General features: G+C 70.4%; 20 protein-coding genes and 2 tRNA genes. 8 read left to right on the forward strand and 14 right to left on the reverse strand.

Annotated features, from left to right (window positions below; genetic code table 11):
- Positions 1–43: 43 nt before the first annotated feature.
- Entirely contained in the window at positions 44–2677 is a 2634-nt protein-coding gene (locus ACT2CW_RS26655; RefSeq protein WP_182470355.1) for a valine--tRNA ligase, read from the reverse strand.
- Between the two features lie 118 nt (positions 2678–2795).
- Between ACT2CW_RS26655 and ACT2CW_RS26660 the strand changes: the two genes are divergently transcribed.
- Genes ACT2CW_RS26660 through ACT2CW_RS26670 form a run of 3 tightly spaced genes read left to right on the forward strand, consistent with a single transcriptional unit; the run spans position 2796 to position 5738 of the window.
- The gene (locus tag ACT2CW_RS26660; RefSeq protein ID WP_445518513.1) at positions 2796–3758 is read left to right on the forward strand and encodes a hypothetical protein; all 963 of its coding nucleotides are present in this window, start codon (positions 2796–2798) and stop codon (positions 3756–3758) included.
- Positions 3759–3811: 53 nt separating this feature from the next.
- Entirely contained in the window at positions 3812–4807 is a 996-nt protein-coding gene (locus tag ACT2CW_RS26665; RefSeq protein WP_445518514.1) for a hypothetical protein, read from the forward strand.
- A 58-nt stretch (positions 4808–4865) separates the two neighbouring features.
- Positions 4866–5738, forward strand: coding sequence for a hypothetical protein (locus tag ACT2CW_RS26670; RefSeq protein ID WP_445518515.1), 873 nt, complete (start codon positions 4866–4868; stop codon positions 5736–5738).
- A gap of 106 nt (positions 5739–5844) precedes the next feature.
- Here ACT2CW_RS26670 and clpX read toward each other — a convergent pair whose 3' ends face one another.
- The 5 genes from clpX to ACT2CW_RS26695 form a co-directional block, all read right to left on the reverse strand.
- Positions 5845–7131, reverse strand: a complete 1287-nt coding sequence (clpX, locus tag ACT2CW_RS26675) for an ATP-dependent Clp protease ATP-binding subunit ClpX (RefSeq protein WP_037945935.1) — start codon at positions 7129–7131, stop codon at positions 5845–5847.
- A gap of 182 nt (positions 7132–7313) precedes the next feature.
- Positions 7314–7985 carry an ATP-dependent Clp protease proteolytic subunit gene (locus ACT2CW_RS26680; RefSeq protein WP_171072707.1) on the reverse strand — a complete coding sequence of 224 codons (672 nt, stop codon included), beginning with the start codon at positions 7983–7985 and terminating at the stop codon, positions 7314–7316.
- 46 nt (positions 7986–8031) lie between these two features.
- Positions 8032–8634 carry an ATP-dependent Clp protease proteolytic subunit gene (locus ACT2CW_RS26685; RefSeq protein ID WP_166483499.1) on the reverse strand — a complete coding sequence of 201 codons (603 nt, stop codon included), beginning with the start codon at positions 8632–8634 and terminating at the stop codon, positions 8032–8034.
- A gap of 289 nt (positions 8635–8923) precedes the next feature.
- Entirely contained in the window at positions 8924–10363 is a 1440-nt protein-coding gene (gene tig / locus ACT2CW_RS26690) for a trigger factor (RefSeq protein ID WP_445518516.1), read from the reverse strand.
- Positions 10364–10518: 155 nt separating this feature from the next.
- Positions 10519–10595 (reverse strand) — tRNA-Pro (locus ACT2CW_RS26695).
- 179 nt (positions 10596–10774) lie between these two features.
- Here ACT2CW_RS26695 and ACT2CW_RS26700 point away from each other — a divergent pair.
- Positions 10775–10848, forward strand: a tRNA-Gly gene (locus ACT2CW_RS26700).
- A gap of 132 nt (positions 10849–10980) precedes the next feature.
- On the opposite strand, the gene ACT2CW_RS26705 is transcribed toward ACT2CW_RS26700, so the two are convergent.
- Positions 10981–11175 (reverse strand): hypothetical protein, encoded by a 195-nt coding sequence (locus tag ACT2CW_RS26705; RefSeq protein ID WP_037945927.1) that lies wholly within the window; start codon positions 11173–11175, stop codon positions 10981–10983.
- Between the two features lie 615 nt (positions 11176–11790).
- On the opposite strand from ACT2CW_RS26705, the gene ACT2CW_RS26710 reads away from it, so the two are divergent.
- A complete protein-coding gene (locus tag ACT2CW_RS26710) occupies positions 11791–12972 on the forward strand; it encodes an acyltransferase family protein (RefSeq protein ID WP_164428848.1) in 1182 nt (393 codons plus the stop codon).
- A gap of 136 nt (positions 12973–13108) precedes the next feature.
- On the opposite strand, the gene ACT2CW_RS26715 is transcribed toward ACT2CW_RS26710, so the two are convergent.
- The 3 genes from ACT2CW_RS26715 to ACT2CW_RS26725 form a co-directional block, all read right to left on the reverse strand.
- Complete coding sequence (locus tag ACT2CW_RS26715; RefSeq protein WP_445518517.1) at positions 13109–15640, reverse strand: ABC transporter permease; 2532 nt, start codon at positions 15638–15640, stop codon at positions 13109–13111.
- A complete protein-coding gene (locus ACT2CW_RS26720; RefSeq protein WP_182470350.1) occupies positions 15637–16449 on the reverse strand; it encodes an ABC transporter ATP-binding protein in 813 nt (270 codons plus the stop codon). Before ACT2CW_RS26720 ends, ACT2CW_RS26715 begins: the two co-directional genes overlap by 4 nt.
- A gap of 147 nt (positions 16450–16596) precedes the next feature.
- Positions 16597–17739: a PP2C family protein-serine/threonine phosphatase gene (locus tag ACT2CW_RS26725; protein ID WP_044575252.1), complete on the reverse strand. Its 1143-nt coding sequence runs from the start codon at positions 17737–17739 to the stop codon at positions 16597–16599.
- A 128-nt stretch (positions 17740–17867) separates the two neighbouring features.
- Here ACT2CW_RS26725 and ACT2CW_RS26730 point away from each other — a divergent pair, with 128 nt between their 5' ends.
- A complete protein-coding gene (locus ACT2CW_RS26730) occupies positions 17868–19100 on the forward strand; it encodes a GNAT family N-acetyltransferase (RefSeq protein ID WP_445518518.1) in 1233 nt (410 codons plus the stop codon).
- A 4-nt stretch (positions 19101–19104) separates the two neighbouring features.
- Here the strand turns inward: ACT2CW_RS26730 and ACT2CW_RS26735 are convergent, their stop codons facing one another.
- Together ACT2CW_RS26735 and ACT2CW_RS26740 are read right to left on the reverse strand one after the other, a co-directional pair.
- Complete coding sequence (locus ACT2CW_RS26735) at positions 19105–19914, reverse strand: Fpg/Nei family DNA glycosylase (protein ID WP_445518519.1); 810 nt, start codon at positions 19912–19914, stop codon at positions 19105–19107.
- Positions 19914–20402, reverse strand: a complete 489-nt coding sequence (locus ACT2CW_RS26740; protein ID WP_445518520.1) for a ribose-5-phosphate isomerase — start codon at positions 20400–20402, stop codon at positions 19914–19916. Before ACT2CW_RS26740 ends, ACT2CW_RS26735 begins: the two co-directional genes overlap by 1 nt.
- A 181-nt stretch (positions 20403–20583) precedes the next feature.
- On the opposite strand from ACT2CW_RS26740, the gene ACT2CW_RS26745 reads away from it, so the two are divergent.
- Positions 20584–22056 carry an amino acid permease gene (locus ACT2CW_RS26745; protein WP_445518521.1) on the forward strand — a complete coding sequence of 491 codons (1473 nt, stop codon included), beginning with the start codon at positions 20584–20586 and terminating at the stop codon, positions 22054–22056.
- 144 nt (positions 22057–22200) lie between these two features.
- On the opposite strand, the gene ACT2CW_RS26750 is transcribed toward ACT2CW_RS26745, so the two are convergent.
- Entirely contained in the window at positions 22201–23034 is an 834-nt protein-coding gene (locus tag ACT2CW_RS26750; protein WP_445518522.1) for an alpha/beta hydrolase, read from the reverse strand.
- A 127-nt stretch (positions 23035–23161) separates the two neighbouring features.
- Positions 23162–24298 carry a DUF5937 family protein gene (locus ACT2CW_RS26755; protein WP_445518523.1) on the reverse strand — a complete coding sequence of 379 codons (1137 nt, stop codon included), beginning with the start codon at positions 24296–24298 and terminating at the stop codon, positions 23162–23164.
- 113 nt (positions 24299–24411) lie between these two features.
- On the opposite strand from ACT2CW_RS26755, the gene ACT2CW_RS26760 reads away from it, so the two are divergent.
- On the forward strand, positions 24412–25425 hold the full coding sequence (locus ACT2CW_RS26760; protein ID WP_051572561.1) for a Bug family tripartite tricarboxylate transporter substrate binding protein: 1014 nt from the start codon (positions 24412–24414) through the stop codon (positions 25423–25425).
- Positions 25426–25431: the final 6 nt, after the last annotated feature.

Genomic DNA, 25431 nt, shown 5'->3' on the forward strand with positions numbered 1-25431 from the left:
ATTCCGGCGGGGGCGCTGTGGCGCTATCGGTGCTCCTCGGTGGTCAGCCCTTGGGGAGGGCCGCCAACTGGGCGGTGATCCGGGCGATGTCGGCATCGGCGGTCGCCTGCCGCGCGCGGATCTTCTCCACGACATGGTCGGGGGCCTTGGCCAGGAAGCCCTCATTGGACAGCTTCGCGGTCGTCTGCGCCTTGTCCTTCTCGGCCGCGGCGAGGTCCTTGGCCAGCCGCTTGCGCTCGGCCTCGACGTCGATCGCGCCGGACAGGTCCAGCGCCACGGTCGCGCCCGCCACCGGCAGCGACGCGGTGGCCGTGAAGTCCTCACCGGCCGGCTGGAGGCGCAGCAGGGACCGCATCGCGTCCTCATGGGCGGCCAGCGAGGTGCCGGAGAGCTCCAGCCGGGCCGGGACCCGCTGACCGGGCTGGAGGCCCTGGTCGGCGCGGAACCGGCGGACCTCGGTGACCACCTGCTGGAGGTTCTCGATCTCCCGCTCGGCCGCCTCGTCCCGGAAGCCGCTGTCGCCCGGCCAGTCCGCGATGACGACGGACTCCTGGCCGGTCAGCGAGGTCCACAGCTTCTCGGTGACGAACGGGACCACCGGGTGCAGCAGCCGCAGCGTGACGTCCAGGACCTCACCGAGGACGCGCCGCGCGGCGTCGGCCTCCGCGCCGCCCTTGGCGAAGGTGGTCTTGGACAGCTCGACGTACCAGTCGAAGACCTCGTCCCACGCGAAGTGGTAGAGGACGTCGGAGAGCTTGGCGAACTGGTAGTCCTCGTAGTACGCGTCGACCTCGGCGACCACCGCGTTCAGCCGGGACAGGATCCAGCGGTCGGTGGCCGACAGCCGCTCGGGGGCGGGCAGTTCGCCCTCGACCGTGGCGCCGTTCATCAGCGCGAAGCGGGTGGCGTTCCAGATCTTGTTGGCGAAGTTGCGGGACGCCTGGACCCAGTCCTCGCCGATCGGGACGTCCACACCGGGGTTGGCGCCCCGGGCCAGGGTGAAGCGGACCGCGTCCGATCCATAGGTGTCCATCCAGTCCAGCGGATTGACCGCGTTCCCAAAGGACTTGGACATCTTCTTGCCGAACTGGTCACGGACCATGCCGTGCAGCGCGATGGTGTGGAACGGCGGGGTGCCGTCCATCGCGTACAGGCCGAACATCATCATCCGGGCGACCCAGAAGAAGAGGATGTCGTAGCCGGTGACCAGGACCGAGTTCGGATAGAACTTCTCCATGCTCTCGGTCCGCTCGGGCCAGCCGAGCGTGGAGAACGGCCACAGGCCGGAGGAGAACCAGGTGTCCAGGACGTCGCTGTCCTGGTGCCAGCCCTCGCCGCTCGGCGGCTGCTCGTCCGGTCCGACGCAGACGACCTCGCCGTTCGGCCCGTACCAGACCGGGATCCGGTGGCCCCACCACAGCTGGCGCGAGATGCACCAGTCGTGGAGGTTGTCGACCCAGTCGAAGTAGCGCTTCGACATGTCCTCCGGGTGGATCTTCACCCGGCCGTCGCGGACCGCGTCGCCAGCGGCCTTGGCCAGCGGGCCGACCTTGACCCACCACTGCATGGACAGCCGCGGCTCGATGGTGGTCTTGCAGCGCGAGCAGTGACCCACGGAGTGGGTGTACGGGCGCTTCTCGGCCACGATCCGGCCCTCGGCGCGCAGGGCGCCGACGACGGCGCTGCGCGCCTCCAGCCGGTCCAGGCCCTGGAAGGGGCCGTGGGCGGTGATCACCGCGTGCTCGTCCATGACGGTCAGGTTCGGCAGGCCGTGCCGCTGCCCGATCTCGAAGTCGTTCGGGTCGTGGGCCGGGGTGACCTTGACCGCGCCGGTGCCGAACTCGGGGTCGACGTGCTCGTCGGCGACGACCGGGATCCGGCGGCCGGTGAGCGGCAGCTCGATCTCGGTGCCGACCAGGTGGCGGTAGCGCTCGTCGTCGGGGTGGACGGCGACCGCGGTGTCGCCCAGCATCGTCTCGGCACGGGTCGTCGCGACGACGATCGAGGTGTCGCCCTCGCCGTACCGGATCGAGACGAGCTCGCCGTCATCGTCGTCGTACTCCACCTCGATGTCCGAGATGGCCGTAAGGCAGCGCGGGCACCAGTTGATGATGCGCTCGGCGCGGTAGATCAGCTCGTCCTCGTAGAGCCGCTTGAAGATCGTCTGGACGGCCTTGGAGAGCCCCTCGTCCATGGTGAAGCGCTCGCGGTTCCAGGCCACGCCGTCGCCCAGGCGCCGCATCTGGCCGGAGATCTGCCCGCCGGACTCGCCCTTCCACCGCCAGACGCGCTCGACGAACGCCTCGCGGCCCAGGTCGTGGCGGGAGACGCCCTCCTTGGCCAGTTCGCGCTCGACCACGTTCTGCGTGGCGATACCGGCGTGGTCCATCCCCGGCTGCCAGAGCGTCTCAAAGCCCTGCATTCGCTTGCGCCGGGTGAGCGCATCGATGATCGTGTGCTCGAAGGCATGGCCGAGGTGGAGCGAGCCGGTCACATTGGGGGGCGGGATGACGATGGTGTAGGGCTCTTTGTCGCTCTTCGCGTCCGCCTCGAAGTAACCGCGCTCTACCCAGCGCTCGTACAGCGGCCCCTCTACATCGGCCGGCGCGTACTGGGTCGGCAGTTCGGGGTGGCTGTTCGGCCCGCTCGTGGGGCGCTGCGAAGAGTTCTCGGTCACGCCCGCAGTCTAAAGGGCCGCGGCCTTCCGTTACGAACCCGTTGTGGCCCCGGCGCCGAGGCGCCCGAGGGCGTCGGGAAGGATGTTTGGTACCTGTCATGCGCATAAGGAGAGGCACATGAGCCATCAGCAGCCGCCGCCGCAGCCCGGCCCCTATGGGGGCCAGCCGGGGCCGTACGGCGCCGGCCGGCCTCCCGTGCCCAATCCGTACGCGCAGACGCCGGGCTACGGGCAGCCGCAGCAGCCCGGCTACGGCTACCCCGGGCAGCCGCAGGGCCAGCCGGGCCCGTACGGCGGGTCCGGCGGCGGCTATGGCCATCCTCAGCCCGCGAACCCCTACGGTCAGCCGCCGCAGCCGCCGCAGCCCGGCCCCGTGCCCCAGCAGGGCCCGGGGGGCTACTACGGCGCGCCCCAGACGCCGCCGCCCCCGGGGCCGGCGGCCGGTGGCAACGGTAAGGGCAGGAAGGTGGGTCTCGCGGTCGGCGCGGTGGTGGTCGTGGCGGCGCTGGGGGCGGGGGCGTTCGCGCTGTTCGGCGGCGGCAGCGGCGGCCCGTACAAGCTGACCACGCCCGAGACCGTGGCCTCGGACTACGAACGCCAGGGCTCGGGCACGGACGACAGCGATCTGTCCGCGGCGGGCCGGAAGGACCTCCAGCAGGTGCCGGTCGTCAAGGACCCGCACCTGGTGGCGGCCGACTACCAGACCTCCGGTAAGGAGATGCTGAAGTTCACCGGCGTCTGGGGCGAGGTGACCGACCCCGAGCGGGGCGCGGACCTCGCGCTGGCGGTCATCGTCAAGACGCTCCAGGACAACGGCACCGCGCAGGCCAAGGGCAGCCCCCAGACGTTCTCCCCGGACGGTTTCGACGGGGACGTCCTGAAGTGCCAGTCCATGAAGTTCACCTCGGATCAGGGATCCATGGAGGCCCCCGCGTGCGTCTGGGGCGACAAGGACACCCTGGGCGTCACGGTCATGGCGGATCCGGCGGCCGCGGTGCTCGGTGGTGGCATGTCCCTTGAGGACGCCGCCGGCATCACGGCCAAGGTGCGCAAGGACGCGCGCGTCGAGGTCGAGGGCTAGCCCGCGGCCGGCCCGGAGCAACACAACAGCACGATTTCTAACGAGGGATACAGATGAGCTACAACCAGCCGGGCCCCTACGGCCAGCAGCCCCAACAGCCGGGTCCCTACGGACAGGGTGGAGCGGCCGGCCAGCCCGGCTACGGTTACCCGCAGCAGCCGGGTCAGCCGGGTCCCTACGGACAGCCGCAGCAGCCGCCCCAGCCCGGCTATGGCTACCCCGGGCAGCCGCAGGGCCAGCCGGGCCCCTACGGCCAGCAGCCGAACCCGTACGCCCAGCAGCAGCAGCCGTACGGCCAGCCGGGCATGCCGGGGCCGTACCAGCCGGGCCCGGGCCAGGGCGGCGGCAACAAGAAGGGCCTGGCGATCGCGATCGGCGCGGTGGTCGTGGTGGCCGCGGTCGTCGGCGGTGTCCTGATGTTCCAGGGCGGGGACGACAGCGACGGCGGCGGCGGTAAGGTCGCCGACGACGGCAAGCGGTACAAGCTCACCACCCCCGCGACGGTGGCCGGCGACTACACCAAGAGCTCCTCCGGCGGCGGCGGGCTCACCTCCTCGGACGCGGACGACTTCGAGAAGTTCGGCGTCACCAACCCCAAGACCGAGAGCGCGGAGTACAAGTCCGGCGAGGGCATGAGCGCCAAGCAGCTCCAGCTCAACGGCGTCTGGGGCGAGGTGAAGGACCCCGAGGCGGTCGTCGACGGCGCCTTCTCGAAGATCGCGCAAGAGGCCGAGAAGGACCCCTCCACCAGCAATGGGATGAAGGCCGAGCTCGTGGGCAGCCCGGAGACGGTGACGCCCAGCGGCTTCGAGAACGCCGTGATGAAGTGCCAGAACACCAAGTTCACCCCGACCGGGGACTCCGGCTCCAGCGGCATACCCACCAAGGGCTTCTCGATCCCGATCTGCATGTGGGGTGACAACAGCACGGTGGCCTATGTGGTCGTCTCCGACGCGGCCGCGGCGCTGTCCGGCAAGAGCATGTCGCTCGACGAGGCCGGTGAGATCACCGCGAAGGTCCGCAACGACGCGCGCGTGGAGATCAAGTAGCCGAGCGGGCCGCGCAGTTCACAGGCCACAGCCGATCCGGAGGGGGACCCCCACAGCCATGAGCCACAACCAGCCACCGCCGCCGGGGCCCTACGGCGGCGGACCCGGCCCGTACGGGGGCGCCCAGCCCCATCCGTACGGCGGGGGGCAGCAGGGGCCCGCGGAGCCCAACCCTTACGCGCAGCCGCAGGGGTACGGCTATCCGCAGGCACAGCCGCAGGGGTACGGCTATCCGCAGGCGCAGCCCCCGCAGGGCTACGGCTACCCGCAGCAGGCGGGTCCCTACGGCCAGCCGCCCTACCCCGCGCCGCCCGCGGCCGGCGGGGGCGGCAACCGCACCAAGATCATCGCGGTGACGGTGGCCGGGCTCGTGGTGGTGGGCGCGATCGTCACCGGCGCCGTGGTGCTGACCGGTGGCGACGACGGCCCGAAGGCGATGAAGCTGGTCACCCCCAAGACGCTCGCCGACGGCAGCTACACGCTGGACAAGGGCACGGACGACCTCGACAACGAGGGCACCAGCGTGCAGGGCAGCATGCCCGAGGGCGCGACCTCGGTCCTGGCCCAGTACAAGCGGTCGGACGACGACAATTCGGGGCTGGCCTTCTCCGGTATGTACGGCGACATCAGCGACCCGGACACGGTCCGCGACGAGATGTTCAAGGGCTTCGCGGGCGGCGACGGCTCCCCCACGGTGGAGCGCAAGCGCGAGCGGTTCCAGCCGAAGGGCGCTGACGGCCCGTCGGTGGAGTGCGAGGTGGTCAAGCTCTACGACCGGATCTACGCCCCGGCCTGCGTCTGGGCGGAGGAGACGGACGCGGCGATGGTGCTCGACGTCAACGCGGAGAACACCTCGGCGTCCGACGCCGACATGGAGTCCTTCGCCAAGGTGACCGCGGGCATCTACCAGGACACCCGCAAGCCCGCCTGAACCGCCCGTAAAGCGGCCACAGGGCGCGTACCACACGAAGAGGGCCCCGGGAGACCGGGGCCCTCTTCGTACGCCCTCAGCGGGGCGGCTGCGCGTGCGGGAGCGGCTACGCGCTCTTCTCGTGCCGCTCGCCCGGCTCGGTGCCGCGGGTGCGGGGCACCAGCGTGGGGTTCACATTGGAGTGCACGACGTCCTCGGTGATGACGACGCGGGCCACATCCTTGCGGGAGGGCACCTCGTACATCGCCGACATCAGCACCTCCTCGATGATCGCGCGCAGGCCCCGGGCCCCGGTGCCGCGCAGGATCGCCTGGTCGGCGATGGCCTCCAGGGCCGGGCGGTCGAAGTCCAGCTCCACCCCGTCGAGTTCGAACAGCCGCTGGTACTGCTTCACCAGGGCGTTCCGCGGCTCGACGAGGATTTGCAGCAGCGCCTCGCGGTCGAGGTTGTGGACGGAGGTGATGACCGGGAGACGGCCGATGAATTCCGGGATCATTCCGAACTTCACCAGGTCCTCGGGCATGACCTCCTGGAACTGGTCGCTCGCCTCGATCTCGCGCTTGGAGCGGATCGTGGCGCCGAACCCGATGCCCTTGGCGCCCGCCCGCGCCTCGATGATCTTCTCCAGACCGGCGAAGGCGCCGCCCACGATGAACAGCACATTCGTGGTGTCGATCTGGATGAACTCCTGGTGCGGGTGTTTCCGGCCGCCCTGCGGCGGCACCGACGCCGTGGTCCCTTCCAGGATCTTCAGCAGCGCCTGCTGAACGCCCTCGCCGGACACATCGCGGGTGATCGAGGGGTTCTCGCTCTTGCGAGCCACCTTGTCGATCTCGTCGATGTAGATGATGCCCGTCTCGGCCTTCTTGACGTCGTAGTCGGCGGCCTGGATCAGCTTGAGGAGGATGTTCTCCACGTCCTCGCCGACATAGCCCGCCTCGGTGAGCGCGGTGGCGTCGGCGATGGCGAAGGGCACGTTGAGCATCCGGGCGAGGGTCTGCGCGAGCAGGGTCTTGCCGGAGCCGGTGGGGCCGAGCAGCAGGATGTTGGACTTGGCCAACTCGATGCCGTCGTCGCGGTTGTGGCCGCCGTTCTCGCCCGCCTGGACCCGCTTGTAGTGGTTGTAGACGGCGACCGAGAGGGCCTTCTTGGCGGCCTCCTGGCCGACCACATAGCCCTCGAGGAATTCATAGATCTCGCGCGGCTTGGGGAGTTCCTCCCAGCGCACTTCGGAGGTCTCGGCGAGCTCCTCCTCGATGATCTCGTTGCAGAGATCGATGCATTCATCGCAGATGTACACACCCGGGCCCGCGATGAGCTTCTTCACCTGCTTCTGGCTCTTCCCGCAGAACGAGCACTTGAGCAGGTCGCCGCCGTCACCGATGCGTGCCACGAGGTGCTTCCCCTTCGCCTTGGATCCGCTTTGCTGCGCGGAACCGGGTGCTTGCGCTGCGCTTTCTGCTTCTTTTCCCGTGGGCCGGGGCCCTCAGCCCTCTATGACGGTACCTTGCCGGGCCCCCGGTTCGGGCCCCCCTTGGACCTACTCGGTCCAAGGGGGGTGTTTCCACCGAAGATTCAGCCGAGACCGACCGAGGTCTTACGGGTGGAGACGATCTGGTCCACAAGACCGTACGCCAGGGACTCCTCGGCCGTGAGGATCTTGTCACGCTCGATGTCGTCGCGGATCTTCTCGATGGGCGTCGTGGAGTGCTTGGCCAGCATCTCCTCGAGCTGCGAGCGCATCCGCAGGATCTCGTTGGCCGCGATCTCCAGATCGGAGACCTGACCGCGCCCGGTCTCACTGTACGGCTGGTGGATCAGGATCCGGGCATTGGGCAGGGCCATTCGCTTGCCCGGCGTACCGGCGGCGAGCAGCACGGCCGCGGCGGACGCCGCCTGGCCCATGCACACCGTCTGGATGTCGGGCTTGACGAACTGCATCGTGTCGTAGATGGCGGTCAGCGCGGTGAACGAGCCGCCGGGAGAGTTGATGTAGACCGAAATGTCACGGTCCGGGTCCATCGACTCCAGGCACAGCAGCTGCGCCATGACGTCGTTGGCCGAGGCGTCGTCGATCTGGACGCCCAGGAAGATCACGCGCTCCTCGAAGAGCTTGGCGTACGGGTCGTACTCGCGGATGCCCTGAGAGGTGCGCTCGACGAAGCGCGGAACGACATAGCGGGATTCGGCCATCGGGCCGGTGTACAGGCCGCTGCCGGGGAAGTTGCTCATCTGGGTCTTCACCATCCTGTGGCGATCTGAGGGCTGGAGGTCGGCTACGGGACGGCGGGCCTCAGGCCCCGGTGCCGCCCCCGCCCGGAACGCTGGAGGCGGACGTCATGACGTCGTCGACCAGGCCGTACTCCTTGGCCTCTTCGGCGGAGAACCAGCGGTCGCGGTCGGAGTCACGGACGATCTGCTCAACGGTCTGACCGGTGTGGAAGGCGGTCAGCTCGGCCATGCGCTTCTTGGTGTGCAGCAGCCGCTCGGCATGGATCTTGATGTCCGAGGCGGAACCCGCCAGACCCGCGGAGGGCTGGTGGATCAGGATCTCGGCGTTGGGGAGCGCGAAGCGCTTGCCCGGGGTCCCCGCGCTCAGCAGGAACTGGCCCATGGAGGCGGCGAGGCCCATCGCGATGGTGACCACGTCGTTCTGGATGTACTGCATGGTGTCGTAGATCGCCATGCCCGCCGAGATCGAGCCGCCCGGGGAGTTGATGTAGAGGTAAATGTCCTTTTCCGGATCGGCGGCGAGCAGGAGCAGCTGAGCCGTGATCTTGTTGGCGATGTCGTCGTCGACCGGCTGGCCGAGGAAGATGATCCGCTCGCCGAGCAGCCGGTTGTAGACCTGGTCGCCGAGGCCACCGACGGTCGGCTCGCCGGCGGCGGAAGGCATCGTATTCGTCACGTATCCACCTGCTCGTCTCTGACGGCTGACTGGCCGTCTCAGCGTCTTCTTCTGGGGTGTGGGGACCTGGCCGCCGCTGTGGCCGGCGGGCTCGCGAGACTCCCCTGCCCTCGTATCTACGGACCCTAACGCGCTGGTCGGCGGGCGCCATCCCGCATCAGGAACTGTTCGCTCTGAGCGCATGTCCCGGCGCCGGACCGGCGTCGCGGAACACGAACGGGCCCGGACGCGCGCAGACGTTCGGGCCCGTTCGTACGGGCTGTGGAGCGGACCGGGATCAGCTCTCGGCCTTGTCCTGCTTCTCCTCGGACTCCGCGGGCGCCTCGGCGGCCTCGGCCGCGGCGGGCTCCTCGGCGGTCTCGGCCGTCTCGGAGGTGGCCTCGACCGTCTCGCCGGTCTCGTCCTCCTCGTCGTCCAGGTCGACGGTCTCACCCTTGTCGTCGACGACCTTGGCGGCCTCGACCACCACGGCCAGCGCCTTGCCGCGGGCGACCTCGCCGACGAGCATCGGCACCTGGCCGCCCTCGACGACGGCCTGGGCGAACTGGTCCGGGCTCATGCCGGAGGACTGCGCACGGCGCATGAGGTGCTCGGTGAGCTCCTCCTGGCCGACGGACAGCTGCTCCTTGTTGACCAGCTCGTCGAGGACGAACTGGGTCCGGATGCCCTTCTCGGCCTGCTCCCTGAGCTCGGCCTCGAACTCCTCGGCGGTCTTGTCCTGCATCTGGAGGTACGACTCCAGGTTGAGGCCCATCTGGCCGAGCTGGTGGTGCTCGAGGTTGTGCTTACGGGTGTTGATCTCGTCCTGGAGGAGCTTCTCCGGGATCGGCACCTCGACCAGCTCCAGCAGGGCGTCCAGCACCTTCTCCTGGGCCTGGGTGGCCTGCTCGAACTTCTTCGACCGCTCCAGGCGCTTACGGCTGTCGCCGCGCAGCTCCTCGAGGGTGTCGAACTCGCTGGCCAGCTGGGCGAAGTCGTCGTCGAGCTCGGGCAGCTCACGGGCCTTGACCTCGGAGACCTTGACCGAGACCTCGGCCTCCTTGCCCTGGGCGGAGCCGCCCTTGAGCTCGGAGGTGAAGGTGGCCTCGCCACCCGCCTCCAGGCCGGTCACGGCCTCGTCGATGCCGTCCAGCAGCTCGCCCGAGCCGATGGTGTAGGTGACGCCGGAGGCGACACCGTCCTCCAGGACCTCGCCGTCGACCTTGGCCTCGAGGTCGATCACGACGATGTCGCCCTCGGCGGCGGCGCGCTCCACCGGGCTGGTGGTGGCGAAGCGCTCCCGCAGCTGCTCGACGGACTTGTCGATGTCCTCGTCCGAGACCTCGACGGCGTCGACGGTGACCTCGATGCCGGAGTAGTCCGGGATCTCGATCGACGGGCGGATGTCCACCTCGGCGGTGAAGGTCAGCAGCTCGTTGTCCTTGAGCTCGGTGATGTCGACCTCGGGCTGGCCGAGCGGGTTCAGCTCACCCTCGTTGACCGCGTCGGTGTAGAACTTCGGGAGCGCCTCGTTGACGGCCTCCTCCAGCACGGCGCCACGACCGAACCGCTGGTCGATGATGCGGGCCGGGATCTTGCCCTTGCGGAACCCAGGCACCGTGACCTGCTGGTTGATCTTCTTGTACGCCGCGTCGAGGCTGGGCTTGAGCTCCTCGAAGGGCACCTCGACAGTGAGCCGAACCCGGGTCGGGTTCAGGTTCTCCACGGCGCTCTTCACGGTTCGGTCTCCTTGGGGGCTGACGTGTGGTGTTCAGCTGCGGTGCGCTGTCGCGTCGCAGCGGATTCGCGTCCGGTGAAAAAGACACAGACACGCAGCTTGCATAGTAACCGCAAGCATGACGGGCCCCACAACGCGATCTTGACGCCTGTGGATGGTCGGGGTGGCCGGATTCGAACCGACGACCTTCCGCTCCCAAAGCGGACGCGCTACCAAGCTGCGCCACACCCCGTCGGTGCGACACGTAGGGTACATGCCCGCGGACGCCCCGGCTGCCGGTTATTCGACTGGTGGGCAAGGGTGTGCGGGGAACGGTCGGGAACCGCTACGATGCATGCCGTGCCGCGAACCGGGTGATCATGCCTGGGCGGAGGTGTCCGGGAGACCGGTGCATCCGTGTACGCGGCGTGTGCGGGCGTAGCTCAATGGTAGAGCCCCAGTCTTCCAAACTGGCTACGCGGGTTCGATTCCCGTCGCCCGCTCCATGGCTTTCGGCCCGGCCCGGGGAGTTCCCCGGAGCCGGGCCGTTCGCGTTTGCGCACACTCGCACGCGTTCGGGCACCCGCTCCCCGGGACGCGGGGGTGGATGCCTCGGGAGTCGATGCCGGGGTCGGCGATCAGGGGTTGATGTCGGCGATGGCCTCGGCGGCCGAGTCGAGGAACTTCTGGATGTCCGGCGCGACATTGGACGAGGCGAGCAGGAACCCGAAGAGGATCGCGACCAGGGCCGGTCCCCACTTGACCCGGCCATTGCGGATCATGAACACCAGGATGATGCCCACCAGCAGTACCAATGACAGGGAAATGGCCACAACATCCCACCCTCGGTCGCACACGTCTCACAGGCCCCGGAAGCACGCGACCCCGCACACCCCCGCAGCCACCATCGTGCCATCAACTCCCGCCGCTCAGCAGTGGGGTGGAGCGATAAACGGTCACATGTGCACACGACACCCACCCCTCCGGTACCCGTCCGGTTAGCGTTCATTCAAAGGGTTACGGGTGACCCTCCCCACAACTCGGCGAGCCGCCCGGGCGGTGAATTCCGATCACCCCGGATGATCTCGGGCAGGAATTCGGAATTCACTCGGCGGTCACTCGGCAGGGTGACAAAACATCAATGAATCAGACATTCCGCCAGAGCCTCCTGCGGGGCATATGCCCCAATTAAGCGGGATGAAAGCCCCAGAACGGACAGCCCGCACCCGGATATCGAATGATCGCATCGCTTTGTCGACTCCTCGGTCGACTTACCGGGAGCGACTATCGGCCGCGCCGCGAAGACTATGAACGGAAAGCAAACTGAACGAGGTTTTACGCAATACAGGTTTCAGCGCTATCGTGCCTCAGATGTTTCACGCTGCCATGACTCCCCCACGCGCAGTGAGGTCCCGGGTGGTCTCCCCCAGTTCCTGGTGGGAGGGCCTGTGACCAACTCCCTGCGCCCGCACGGTTATCAGCGGACCCCGCTCCCCCAGGAGGCGGCGCCCACTCCCCCCTCGCCGCGGGCCGACGAACCAGGGCAGCAGGCGACCACCCCGCCGGCCGCCTCCCCCGCCGGGCAGAAGCCCAAACAGCGGGACGCGTTCTTCGACAACGCGAAGTACCTCGCGATCGTGCTGGTCGCGATGGCCCACTCCTGGGAGCCGCTCACCGACACCAGCCGCACCGCGGAAGCGCTGTACATGGTCGTGTACACCTTCCACATGCCGGCCTTCATCGTGATCTCCGGCTACTTCTCGCGCAGCTTCGACATGCGGCCGGACCGGCTCAAGCGCCTGATCACCGGCATCGCGGTGCCCTACGTGATCTTCGAGGTCGCGTACACGTTCTTCAAGCGCTGGGCGGACGACGATCCGACGTACGACTTCAGCCTGCTGGACCCCTGGTACCTCACCTGGTTCCTGGTCTCGCTGTTCGTATGGCGGCTGACCACTCCGATCTGGAAGCTGGTGCGCTGGCCGCTCCCGCTCGCGCTCGCCGTCGCCACGCTCGCCGCGGTCTCTCCCGACATCGGCGACGACCTGGACATGCAGCGGCTGCTCCAGTTCCTGCCGTTCTTCATCCTCGGCCTGTGCATGAAGCCCGAGCACTTCCAGATGATCCGCCGCCGCTCGGTGCGGATCGCGTCGGTGCCGATCTTCGCGTGTGCCTTCGTGTTCGCCTACTGGGCGGCACCGCGGATGAGCTCGGCGTGGTTCTACCACCGCGACAGCGTCCAGGAGCTGGGTGCGCCGCCGTGGACCGGCCCGGTGATGACGCTCGCCCTCTTCGGCTGCTCGGTCGTGCTCGTCAGCTGCTTCTTCGCCTGGGTGCCGCGGCGCCACATGTGGTTCACGGTGCTGGGCGCCGGGACGCTGTACGGCTATCTGCTGCACGGCTTCCTGGCCAAGGGCTCCCGGTTCTGGGGCTGGTTCGACGAGTACGAGTGGCTGCACAAGCCGCTGGGTGAGATCGCGGTCACGATCATCGCCGGTAGCGTGGTCACCGTGCTGTGCACGCCTCCCGTGCAGCGGGCCTTCCGCTTCGCCATGGAGCCGAAGATGGCCTGGGCCTTCCGTAAGGACCCCGCCGAACAGGCCCGCAGCCGCACGACGACGGCGGGCTAGCGCGCCAAACGGCCGCCACGACACGAAGGGCTGGACCGGGGATTCCCACGGGCCAGCCCTTTCTCGGCTCAGCTACGGCCCAGCCATGGCTCAGCTACGGCTCTTCCACGGGCTCACGGCTCACGGCTTCCACGGCTCACGGCTTCGGCGTCGCGCGGCGCAGCGCCGCGCGGGCCGGGAGCGCCGTCGCCGCGAGGCCCAGCGCCACGGCGGTGCCCGCGAAGCCCGCGTAGGTGAGCGGCGGGACGTACGGGTCCTCGCCGGTCAGGCCGCGCATCATCGGCACGAGCGTGGCCAGGGCGATCGCCGTGCCCAGGCCGATGCCCGCCGTGGCCACCAGCAGCGCCTCCCAGCGCACCATCCCGAGCACCTGCCGCCGGGTGGTGCCGATCAGCCGCAGCATGCCCAGCTCGCGGCGGCGGTCCAGCACGGTCATCACCAGGGTGTTGACGGCGGCGACGGCCGCGAAGCCGCCGAGGACGCCCGCCATCACGGTGTTGGCCCAGGCGTTCAGCTTCCGCTCCTCGTCCTGGGCCGCCGCATAGCCGTCCCGGTCCGTGACGTCCTCGCCGAGCCGCCTGCCGAGCGCGGCGGCGACGGCCTTACGGTCGGCGCCTTCGGCGTCCCGCACCAGCACATGGCTGTCGTACGCCGACGTCACATGGCCGGACAGCGCCGTACGGGGAAGGGTGAGCTCGGCGATCCCCAGCCCGCGCCCGTAGATCGCGACCACGGTGGGCGAGATCGTCGTACCGTCCGGGAGGTGGAGGGCGAGGCGGTGGCCGACCCGGGCGTGCGCCGCCTTCGCCAGCAGCCCGTCCACGGCCACCCGGCCCGGTCCCAGGGCGTCCAGGCGCCCCTCACGGACGTCCAGGTCCTGTACGGCCGCCAGGTCGCGGCCGCTGCCGGAGACGCCCTGCGCCGACGCGGTCCGCAGCCAGCGGCCGTCGCCCGAGCCCACCGGGACCAGCACTCCGGTGCGCAGCAGCCCCACGGACGCGGCCACGCCCCGTACGGAAGCGGCGCGGGCCGCCGTACCGGACGGCAGCCCCTCCGGGGCCGAGATCACCTGGTCGGCGACGATGCCCGCCCGCCGCTGGCGGGCGCCCGTGTGGTCCTCGCTGGTGTGCATGAAGACGAGGGTCGAGGCGAAGGCCATGGCCAGCACGATCGGAGTGATCGCCGAGGCCAGGCGGCGGGCGTTGGCCCGGCTGTTGGCCGAGGCCAGATGGGCCGGCGCCGGTCCGGCGCGCAGCGGCAGGCCGATCAGCCAGGCGCACAGGCGGGCGATGACCGGGCCGAGCAGGGCCACGGCGAGCATGAAGAGCATCACGACCCCGAGGGCGGCGTTGGCCGCGTCGTCGCCGGAGGCGGAGGCGGCGACGCCGGTCATGACACAGCCGCCGGCCAGGGCCGCGACGCCGAGGACCGTACGGATCACACCGGGCCGCAGCCGCTCCACGGCCGCCTCGCCGAGCGCCCGCCCCGGCGGGATCCGCGCGGGGCGGCGGGCGGCCATCAGGCCCGCCAGGAGCGAGGTGAGGAGGCCCGCCCCGACGGCGACGAGGAGCGGGATCCAGGAGATCGAGAGCTCCACGGGCCCCGGGATGGCGCCCTTCTCCCCGAGCTGCCCGAACCACCAGCGGGCGAGCGCGCATCCGGGCAGCAGGCCGACCGCGCCCGCGAGCGGGGCGACCAGCAGCGCCTCGGCCGCGACCGAGCGGCGGATCTGGCGCGGGGTCGCGCCGATCGCCCGCAGCAGGGCCATCTCACGGCCGCGCTGGCCCACGGAGAGGGCGACGGTGCCCGCTGTGGTGAAGACGGCGACGGCGGTCGCGATACCGCCGAAGGAGCCGCCGAGCGCGATGAGCGTCTCCCTGGCGTTGGCGAGCGAGGGTTCCTCGACGGCGCCGCGCCCGCCGCCGGTGTGCACACGAGGGGAGTGCGCCGCGCCCTTCACCGCCCGCTCCAGATGGGCGGCCAGCCGGTCGGGACCGGTGCCGGTGCGGGGGCGGACGAGGACGGCGTCCACGGTGGTGGGGTGACCGCTCAGCGCACGGGCCCCGCGGTCGGTGAACCACGCCGTAAGGCCGTCACCGTCGGCGCCGCCCCCCTTACGGGTCACACCGGAGACCTGGAAGGTGTGGCGGCCGTCCGGCGCGGTCACCGTGATCCGGCCACCGACGCCGGTGCCCGCCGCACGGGCGGCCCCGGGGCTGAGCACGGCCTCGCCCTCACGGGGCGCCGAGCCCGAGGCGAGCACCACCCCGGTGAAGGGCGCGGCGCCCCAGCCGTGGCCGGTGAGCGCCCCATGGGCGCTGCGTAGGGGGAAGGTCACGTCCGGTGCCGCGGCCGCGGCTCCGGGGGTACGGGCCGCCGTGGCCACCAGGGAGGCGTCGAGCCGGGCCCGGTCGGGGACCTGCTCGGACTCCTCCGAGCGGCCGTCGCCGTGGCCGATGACGTAGTGCACCCGCTGGTCGGCGGCGATCACGACCGGGGCGCCCGCATAGCGCTGCGGCGGTACGGAGGCCCGCAGGCCGGTCTCCAGCAGGATGCCGCACGCGGACACGATCGCCGCGGCCATGGCCAGGGCGACGAAGGTGCCCGCGAAGGCGGACGGCTTGAAACGGACGGCGGCGCGGGCCAGCCCGTTGGTGAGCGGCCTCACCAGGCCCCCTCGACGGTCGAAGCGAGGGCCGGGGTGCGGGCGGTGAGGCGGCCCATCCGCTCGGCGATCTCATGTGCCGGGGAGCGGAGGAGCCGGTCGGCGATCGCGCCGTCGGCGAGGAACAGCACGCGGTCGGCATAGCTCGCGGCGACCGGGTCGTGGGTGACCATCACGACCGTCGCGCCCAGCGCGTCCACGGCCTGCCGCAGGAGGGTGAGCACCTCGGCGGCGGTGTTGGTGTCCAGGGCGCCGGTCGGCTCGTCGGCGAAGACCACGTCGGGGCGGGTGACGAGGGCCCGGGCGATGGCCACACGCTGCTGCTGCCCACCCGAGAGCTCACCGGGCCGCCGCCTGGCCTGGTCCCCAAGACCGACCTGGGCGAGCACCTCATGGGCCCGGTGACGGTCCGGGCGGGCGCCCGCGAGCCGCATCGGGAGCAGCACGTTCTGCTCGACGGTCAGGGAGGGGAGGAGGTTGAAGGACTGGAAGACGAACCCGAGGCGGGCGCGGCGCAACGCGGTGAGCGTGTTCTCACTCATTCCGGTGATTTCGATACCGCCGAGTTTGACGGTCCCGGCGGTCGGCCGGTCGAGCCCGGCCGCGCACTGGAGGAATGTCGATTTGCCGCAGCCGGAGGGGCCCATGACGGCGGTGAAGCTGCCGTGCGGAAGGGCCAGGTCGATACCGCGCAGGGCGTGGACGGCGGTACGGCCCCGGCCGTAGCGGCGCTGGACGCCGTGGAGTTCGATGGCATGGGCGTGGTGCGGGGCCGGTGCCGCCGCTGTCTGTCGCCGCTTGCGCAGCCCCATGGTGGTGACCCTTCCGAGGAGTTCGCCCGATTCCCCTCGAACGTACGGATCACGGCCCCTCGGCAGCCATGACGGCCACCGGCGTATCCGGGGTGGGGCTAACCCCCGCCGGGCGGGCCGATCGAGCCGTAAGGCGCCGAGTCGCCCTTACTGGCGGCAGATCAGCAGCAGCGCGCGGTCGTCGTTGACGTCCTTCGCGACCGTCTCGATCAGATGCCAGGCGGCGCCGTGGAAGCCGGAGCCGACATAGCGGTCCGCCTCGCCGGTGAGGCGGTCGATGCCCTCGCTGATGTCCCGGTCCGCGGTCTCCACGAGGCCGTCGGTGAAGAGCATCAGGACGTCGCCGGGCCGCAGCGTGCCCTTGGTGGGGTCGAATTGGGCGCCGTCGTAGACGCCCAGCAGCGGGCCGTCCGCGGACTTCTCCTCCCACTTGCCGGTGCCCGCGCTCAGCTGGAGCGCGGGCAGATGTCCGGCGGAGAAGAGCTCGAAGTCGCCGCTGTCGAGGTCGAGGACGAGATGGATGGAGGTCGCGAAGCCCTCGTCCCAGTCCTGGCGCAGGAGATAGCCGTTGGCGGCCGGGAGGAAGCCGTGCGGGGGCAGGGAGCCGAGGAGGCCGCCGAAGGCGCCGGAGAGCAGCAGGGCGCGCGAGGCGGCGTCCATGCCCTTACCGGAGACGTCGGTGAGGACGACCTCGAGGGTGCGGCCGCCGCCGGTGCGGGCGGCCACGACGAAGTCACCGGAGAAGGACTGCCCGCCGGCCGGGCGCAGCGCCATCTCGCGGTGCCAGCCGCGCGGCAGGTTGGGCAGCTTGCTCTGGACGCGGATGCGCTCGCGCAGGTCGAAGAGCATGGTGCCGCCGCGCCGCCAGGGCACCCCGACGCGGCTGCGGAACTGGGCGATCAGCAGGCCGAAGAAGCCGACGGCGGCGACGACCAGGATGGTGCCGGGGGTGACCCGGGAGGAGGCGTCCTCCTCGGTGTACGGGCCGAGCACGGCGGACTCCACGATCAGGGCCGTGGCGGCCGCCGCGTACAGGGCGAGCAGGCTGGCGGGGCGCAGCAGCAGCCCGCCCGCGACGATGGGCAGGACCAGGGCGGACGGGGAGCACCAGTCGGGCTGGGCGATGGTGCCTCCGGCGATGGCGGGGACGCCGAGGAGCAGCGCGGTCAGGGCGAGCCGGTCGGAGCCCTCACCCCGGAAGTAGTCCACTCCGGCTTTGCGCACGCCTGTGCGAGCCCGGTGCAGAACTCTGCGCATCCGGGCCCACGGAGTGTCCACGCCGCCAGTCATTGCATCGGGACCCTACCCACCCGTTCGGACGCGCGTCGATTCGTGGCGCGTTGAACCACCCAGCCAGGGGGGCAATCGTAAGCGAAATTCGTTCGCGTGTACGGGAAACGGCTGCTAGGGATGGGAATATGAGGACTGAGCTGCGCGTGCTCGACCCATCGATTTGGGATGATTGGTACGGAAAACTGGTACTCGGATTCGGTGGGGTTCCCGAAGCGCCGGAGGAATCCGCGCTCTGGCGGGAGTTGACCGAATGCGAGCGCTCGATCGGCGCCTGGGACGGCGCCGACATCGTGGGCACGGCGGGGCTGTTCAGCTTCCGGCTGTCGGTCCCGGGCGGCGGGATCGTCCCGGCGGCCGGGGTCACGATGGTGAGCGTGCAGGCCACGCACCGGCGGCGCGGGGTGCTCCGGGCCATGATGCGGCGGCAGTTGGACGACATCCGCGCGGCGGGCGATGAGCCGCTGGCCGTTCTGACCGCGTCGGAACCGGACATCTACGGACGGTTCGGCTACGGCGCGGCCACGCAGTCCGCCTACGCCGAGATCGACACCACCCGGGTGCGGCTGACCGCCCCCGAGGGCGTGGACGACGTACGGCTGCGTGCCGTGCCCCTGGAGTCCGCCGTCGAGGCGTGCGAGGCCGTCTACGCCCGCCGGGTGCGCACCCGGCCGGGAATGCTGGAGCGGATCCCCGGCTGGGAGCGGGTGCCGCTGCTCGACCCGCCGGGCGACCGCGAGGGGGCGTCCCCGCTGCGCTGTGTGCTGGCCGAGTCGGGCGGCGAGGTCAGCGGCTATGTGCGGTTCGCGGTCAAGCCCGACTGGGATCTGGCCGGGCCGAAGGGCACGGTCGTCCTGCGCGACCTGGAGGCCCTGGACCCGGCGTCCTACGCGGCCCTGTGGCGCTTCCTCTTCGACCTCGACCTGACCTCGGTGGTCCGGACCGGCCCCCGTCCGGTCGACGATCCCTGGCAGCTCCTGGTCTCGGACATCCGGCGGTGCGCCGTAAGGCTGCGCGACTCGCTGTTCGTGCGCCTGGTGGACGTGGGGGCCGCGCTCGAGGCGCGGACGTACCCCACGCCCGTGGAGACCGTCCTGGAGGTCACCGACCCCTTCTGCCCCTGGAACGAGGGGCGCTGGCGGCTGAGCGGCGACGCCAAGGGCGCCTCCTGTGAGCGCACAAACGACGCTCCCGATCTCCGGCTGGGCGTGCGGGAGCTGGGAGCGGCGTATCTCGGTGGCGTCTCGCTGACCGCGCTGGCGGGTGCGGGGCGCGTCCAGGAGGCCCGTCAGGGCGCCCTTACGGAGGCCACTACCGCGTTCGCGACCCCGGTCGCCCCGTGGCTGCCGCACGGCTTCTGAGGGCTCAGACGCGCTGGCAGTCGGGGCACCAGAAGAGATTGCGGGCGGCGAGATCGGCGGTGCGGATCTCGCCACCACAGATGTGGCAGGGCTGTCCGGCGCGCCGGTAGACATAGACCTCGCCGCCGTGGTCGTCCACGCGCGGCGGGCGGCCCATCGCCTCGGGGGTGTGCTCGGGGCGGACCGTATCGATCCGGTTGTTCCGCACCCCCTCGCGCATCAGCGCCACCAGATCGGCCCATATCGCGTCCCATTCGGCGCGGGTCAGCGCACGGCCGGGCCGGTAGGGGTCGATCCCGTGCCGGAAGAGCACCTCGGCGCGGTAGACGTTCCCGACCCCGGAGATCACCTTCTGGTCCATGAGCAGCGCGGCCACGCTGACCCGGCTGCGGGAGATCCGGGCCCAGGCCCGCTCGCCGTCGTCCGCCGGGCGCAGCGGATCGGGGCCCAGCCGGTCGTGGATCACCTGCTTCTCGCCGTCGGTGATCAGGGCGCAGGCGGCCGGGCCGCGCAGATCCGCGTACCCCTCGGGGTTCGCCAGCCGCAGCCGGACGGTGTCGGTGGGCGGCGGGGCGGGGGCCGGGCCGAAGGCGTACGTGCCGAAGAGCCCCAGGTGGACATGGACCCAGCCGGTGGCAGCGAAGTCCAGGAAGAGGTGCTTGCCGTGCGCCTCGGCGTGGCGCAGCGGCTGGCCGTCGATCAGCCCGGCGCCGTCCGCGAACTTCCCCTGTGGGCTGGTGGCCCGGACGGGCCGGCCGCCGAAGATCTCGAGGTGATCGGCGGCCAGCCGGTGGATGGTGTGCCCTTCGGGCATCAGTCGCCTTGCGGATGGTGGGCCGGGATGGGCGGCAGCTCGCCGGTGGTCTCGTAACCGGCGAGCATCTCGATACGGCGGGTGTGCCGCTCCTCGCCCGAGTACGGAGTGTTAAGGAAAATCTCGACAAACTTGGTGGCCTCGTCCCGGGTGTGCATCCGGGCGCCGACGCTGATGACATTGGCGTTGTTGTGCTCACGGCCGAGGGCCGCGGTCTCCTCGCTCCAGGCAAGGGCCGCGCGCACCCCCTTGACCTTGTTCGCCGCGATCTGCTCACCATTGCCGGATCCGCCGATGACGATGCCGAGGCTCTGCGGGTCGGCGGCGGTCCGCTCCGCGGCGCGCAGGCAGAACGGCGGGTAGTCGTCCTGGGCGTCATAGATGTGCGGGCCGCAGTCGACGGGCTCATGGCCGGCCGCCTTGAGCCACTCCACGAGGTGGTTCTTGAGTTCGAAACCGGCATGGTCGGAGCCGAGGTACACGCGCATGTACCGAGTGTGTCATGGCCGTGTGGGCCTCGCCGCCCAGGGTAGGCGACGCATAAATCCCTGTAATGCCAAAGAACCTCATGAAAACCTCAAGTAACAATCTGGATTCAAAGGTTCAACTGGCCGACCTCCTGAGATTCACTGGCGTCGCTCGTAACGCGAGAGCAAAGGAATCGAGCACATGAGCGCACAACCTGCGACCACGCCGGAGCAGCAGCGACCCCCCGGCGACCCGGGCTCGCCCGACGGCCTCAAGGCGGGACTCAAGAACCGCCATCTTTCGATGATCGCGATCGGCGGCGTGATCGGCGCCGGCCTCTTCGTCGGCTCCAGTGCGGGTATCGCCAAGGCCGGCCCCGGCATTCTCGTCTCGTATGCGCTGGTCGGCCTCATGGTCGTCTTCGTCATGCGGATGCTCGGCGAGATGTCCGCCGCCAACCCCACCTCCGGCTCCTTCTCCGCCTACGCCGACCGGGCGCTCGGCCGCTGGGCCGGTTTCTCCATCGGCTGGCTGTACTGGTTCTTCTGGGTCGTGGTGCTGGCGGTCGAGGCCACCGCCGGCGCCAAGATCCTGGAGGGCTGGTGGCCGGCCGTCCCGCAGTGGGGCTGGGCGCTGATCGTGATGGTGGTGCTCACCGCGACCAACCTGGTCTCGGTCGGCTCCTACGGTGAGTTCGAGTTCTGGTTCGCCGGGATCAAGGTCGTGGCGATCGCCGCGTTCATCGTGGTCGGCGGGCTCGCGGTGTTCGGGCTGCTGCCGCATTCGAACAACGAGGGCGCGGGCCTGGGCCACCTCACCGACAGCGGCGGCTTCCTGCCGAACGGGCCGGGTGCCATCCTCACCGGCATACTCCTGGTGGTCTTCTCCTTCATGGGCAGCGAGATCGTCACCCTCGCGGCCGGTGAGTCCGAGAACCCGCGGCGGGCGGTCACCAAGGCCACCAACAGCGTGATCTGGCGTATCGCGGTCTTCTACCTCGGCTCGATCTTCGTCGTGGTCACCCTGCTGCCCTGGGACTCCAAGGCGATCGCCGACAAGGGCAGCTATGTCGCGGCGCTCGACTCGATCGGCATACCGCACGCCGGCGACATCATGAACGTGATCGTGCTGACCGCCGTGCTCTCGTGTCTGAACTCCGGCCTCTACACCGCCTCCCGCATGGCCTTCTCGCTCGGCCAGCGCGGCGACGCCCCGGCCGCCTTCGCCCGCACCAACTCCCGCGGCGTTCCGCAGGCCGCGATCCTCGGCTCGGTCGTCTTCGGCTTCGTCGCGGTGTGGTTCAACTACCAGTGGCCGGACACCGTCTTCACCTTCCTGCTGAACTCCTCGGGCGCTGTCGCGCTCTTCGTCTGGCTGGTGATCTGCTTCAGCCAGCTGCGGATGCGCGGGATGATCCTGCGCGAGAACCCCGAGAAACTGATCGTCCGGATGTGGCTCTTCCCGTATCTGACCTGGGCGACGATCGCGATGATCTCGTTCGTCCTGGTCTACATGCTCACCGACAAGGACGGGCGCGAGCAGGTGATCCTCTCCGCGCTGGTGGCCGTGCTCGTGGTGGCCCTCGCCCTGGTCAAGGAGCGCCTCACCGCGGGCCGCTCCACCGCCCCGGCGGCCTCCTCGGACCCCGCTCCCAAGGAGCGGGCGGCCCCGTAGGGACGCGCTCCGCTGATTCTGATTCGCCTGTGCCCCCGGGTGGCGGCCGATGTGTCGCCGCCCGGGGGCACAGCCGTGTCGGTGGGCGCATCGGGCACAGCCGTGCCCGTGGGCGTATCCGTGGGCGTATCGGGCCCACAGGGCTCAGACGACGCGCGGAAGGACCCGCTCCGCGAAGCGCCGGACCGAGTCCAGCACCCCCATCCCCCGGTGCCCGACGCCGGGCACGATGTCGAGGGTGACGTCGATGCCCAGCTCGGTGTAGTTGTCCCGCAGCGCGGTGATGCGCTCCACGCGGGTGCGCCCGACGGCGTCGGCGCCGTCCATCCAGTTGGAGTCACCCGGGTTGTTGATCTCCCAGGTCTCGGTGTCCTCCGCCCCGACCACCATGTGCACGGGCACCTTACGGATGTCCGCCAGCCGCAGCGGGGCCCCGAAGCGCTGCTCGAACCCCTTCGTACCCAGCCACCACTCGCGGTCCGGGTCGATCAGCGTGACCCGGCCGGGCGCCCCGATGGACACTCCGCACAGCCGGTCGGGGTGCAGATAGAGGAAGCGGTGTGCGAACTGCCCGCCGCCCGAGAAGCCCTGGAGCAGAAAGCGCTCGGTGTCGATGTGGAACCGCTCGCCCGCCTCGGCCACGATCGCGAGCAGCTGCTCGTCGTAGCGGATGCCGCGGTACTCGATGAACTTGAAGTTGTGCAGGTCCTCCGGGTCGTCGATGCCCGCCGGGAACATCGGGGTGAGCACGACACAGCCGTGCCGCTCGGAGAACTCGGCCATCGCGTCCCGGTACTGGGACGCGGTGCGCCCGGTGCCGTGCTGGATCACCATGAGCGGCAGCGGGGTGTCGGTGGTCTCGTGGACGGACGGGATGTGCAGGCCGTACGAGAACCGCTGGTCGTGCCGGGAGGCGAACCAGGTGGTGGAGCCGGTGCGGTAGAACGCCTTGGTGGTCTTGACACGGGGGGTGGTCACGTATCGCTTCCTTCTGCCGTCGCGGGTGCCGCCACGATCCGCAACGGTCGGCGCACGCTCAAGATGATTGCCGCCTGAGCGTCAATACCTCCGCCGGTACCTCCGTCGCCGGCTCCGCCGATATCGGTCAGCGGTGCAGCGCGGAGAGCAGGTCGACGCCGAGATTGCGCACCGCCGCCTCGTCCAGCTGGTAGTGCACCCGCGCCCCCTCCCGGTGGGTGTGCACCATGCCGGCCTCCCGCAGCTTGCGCAGATGCCGCGACATCTGCGGCGGCGTCATCTCGAACTGGGTGGCCAGCTCCGTCGTCGTCATCGACTGCCGCAGCAGCGCCCGGCACATCCGGATGCGCAGCGGCTCGTCCAGCGCCCGCAGCCCGCGCATCACCACGTCCAGGGCGGTCGGCTCCGCACCCGCCCCGTGGCGCACCGGGTACTGCACCACGACCGGGTAGCCGGGGTAGTGCTTGATCGCGAGATGCGGGTTGATGTGCAGCGACGGCACCAGCAGACAGGGGCTGTCGGCGAGGCTGGCCCGCGCGTTGTAGAGCTTGTCGAAGACCACCCGGGGCGGGTCCTGCTCCATGCGGGCGGTGGGGAATCCGGCCAGCACCGCCGCCCCGTAGCGGGAGTGTTCATGGGAGCGGACCCGGGCGTCGGCCTCCAGGGTGGGGCGCAGCCGCGTCCACTCCGCCTCGAAGACCTCCTCGGCCACGGCGGACAGGAAGGCTAGAAGGCCGTCGCGGAATCCGGAGGGGTCCGCCAGCAGCCGCAGCCCCAGGGCGAACCGGCGCTCGGAGAGCTGCCGCAGCCGGGCCAGGAAGCGCTCCGGCGCGCGGCCGCCGCGCCGGGATCCGGAACCCGGACCGTGGCCGGAGCCCAGGTCGTGACCGGAACCCGGACCGTGACCGGGCCCCGGACCATGGCCGTTCTTGCCGACGAGCGCCTGCTCGGTCATGGTCGTGAACGTCTCCTCGTCCAGCCCGGCGACCGCCGCCAGCTCCTCCTCCAGCTCGCGCTCCGGGCCCGGGGCGAGGGGCAGCAGATAGCGGGCGCGGAAGGCGCCCCACAGCGGCGCCCATCCGCCGGCCCGCTCCAGCAGCCGCTCGTCCGCGCCCTGGAGGACCGCGCCCACCCAGCGCCTGCTGGCCGGATGGTGGCGTGGCCCGTCCAGCGCGTGCAGACAGGCGCACAGTTCGGCGAGCGGGGACAGACGGGTGCTGATGCGGTGCTCCGGGGCGGACCCCAGCTCGATCACGACGGGCATCCGGGCAGCGTCGGCCATTGATGCCTTCGAGTCAATCGTCTTGTACGGGCCGCCGGCGGAGGCGCAAGCTCCAGCCCACTTCGGCTTCCCCTCCCCCGCCTGGAGCGTCCCCCATGCCCCCTCTCCTCAGGAACGGCCCTCGTCTGGCAGTGGTGGTCGCCCTCGTGGCCACGGTGAGCAGCGCGTGCACCATCGGTTCGCTGGACGACTCGGGCGCCGTCGCCGACTACCCGTCCCGGGGTCTTTCGATCCTCGCTCCCGGGAGCGTCGGCGGCGGCTGGGACTCCCGGGCGCGCGGCATCGGTTCCGCGCTCACCAGCTGCGAGATCATCGACGAGGACGTCACGGTCACCAACGCCCCGGGCGCGGGCGGCACCATCGGGCTCGCCCGGATGGCGGGGCGCAAAGGCGATCCGTACCAGCTGATGACCATGGACACGGTGACCATGATCGGCGGCGCCATCCAGAACCACTCCCCCGTGAAGCTGTCCGAGCTCACCCCCGTGGCGGGGCTCACGGTGAGCACCTCCGCGATCGTGGTGCCCGCCCGCTCCCCCTTCCACGACCTGCGCTCGGTGCTGGCCGCCATGCGCAAGGACCCCAAGCGGACGTCCTGGGTGGGCGGATCGCTGGGCGGCCCGGATCACATCATGGTGGCCGCCCTCGCCAAGGCCGAGGGCATCTCGGCGCGCAAGATCACATATGTGCCCACCGGTGGCGGCGGGGAGGTGCTCAACCTGCTGCTGAGCGGGGCCTCGAAGGTCGGCATCTCCACGCTGACGGAGGTCCGGCCGCAGATCGAGGCCGGGAAGCTGCGGGTCCTCGCGGTCAGCGGCGACAAGGCTCCCGAGGGCATCGACGCTCCCACCCTCGGCGCACTCGGCTACGGGGACGAGTCCGTGGTGAGCGTCGGCGGGGTCATGGCCCCGCCCGGGCTGAACGACGACGAACAGCGGGCGATCGTGAGGGTGGTGGACCGGATGCGCCGGACTTCGTGCTGGAAGCGGGCGTTGCGGCAGAACGACTGGAAGGACGTGTGGGTGCCGGGGAAGAAGTACGGCGCCCTGATCGACAAGCAGCAGCGCCAGGTCGGCCAGGCGCTCACGTCCGTGGGGCTCGGGTCATGAGCGCGC

This window comes from Streptomyces sp. NEAU-174 (genome assembly GCF_052665095.1).

Excerpts from the sequence above, each read along its gene's own strand:
- ACT2CW_RS26660 (WP_445518513.1), top strand. The coding sequence starts at position 2,796 with ATGAGCCATCAGCAGCCGCCGCCGCAGCCCGGCCCCTATGGGGGCCAG.
- ACT2CW_RS26665 (WP_445518514.1), top strand. The coding sequence starts at position 3,812 with ATGAGCTACAACCAGCCGGGCCCCTACGGCCAGCAGCCCCAACAGCCG.
- ACT2CW_RS26670 (WP_445518515.1), top strand. The coding sequence starts at position 4,866 with ATGAGCCACAACCAGCCACCGCCGCCGGGGCCCTACGGCGGCGGACCC.
- ACT2CW_RS26680 (WP_171072707.1), bottom strand. The coding sequence starts at position 7,985 with ATGGTGAAGACCCAGATGAGCAACTTCCCCGGCAGCGGCCTGTACACC.
- ACT2CW_RS26685 (WP_166483499.1), bottom strand. The coding sequence starts at position 8,634 with ATGCCTTCCGCCGCCGGCGAGCCGACCGTCGGTGGCCTCGGCGACCAG.
- ACT2CW_RS26720 (WP_182470350.1), bottom strand. The coding sequence starts at position 16,449 with ATGGGGCTGCGCAAGCGGCGACAGACAGCGGCGGCACCGGCCCCGCAC.
- ACT2CW_RS26725 (WP_044575252.1), bottom strand. The coding sequence starts at position 17,739 with ATGACTGGCGGCGTGGACACTCCGTGGGCCCGGATGCGCAGAGTTCTG.
- ACT2CW_RS26730 (WP_445518518.1), top strand. The coding sequence starts at position 17,868 with ATGAGGACTGAGCTGCGCGTGCTCGACCCATCGATTTGGGATGATTGG.
- ACT2CW_RS26735 (WP_445518519.1), bottom strand. The coding sequence starts at position 19,914 with ATGCCCGAAGGGCACACCATCCACCGGCTGGCCGCCGATCACCTCGAG.
- ACT2CW_RS26740 (WP_445518520.1), bottom strand. The coding sequence starts at position 20,402 with ATGCGCGTGTACCTCGGCTCCGACCATGCCGGTTTCGAACTCAAGAAC.
- ACT2CW_RS26745 (WP_445518521.1), top strand. The coding sequence starts at position 20,584 with ATGAGCGCACAACCTGCGACCACGCCGGAGCAGCAGCGACCCCCCGGC.
- ACT2CW_RS26755 (WP_445518523.1), bottom strand. The coding sequence starts at position 24,298 with ATGCCCGTCGTGATCGAGCTGGGGTCCGCCCCGGAGCACCGCATCAGC.
- ACT2CW_RS26760 (WP_051572561.1), top strand. The coding sequence starts at position 24,412 with ATGCCCCCTCTCCTCAGGAACGGCCCTCGTCTGGCAGTGGTGGTCGCC.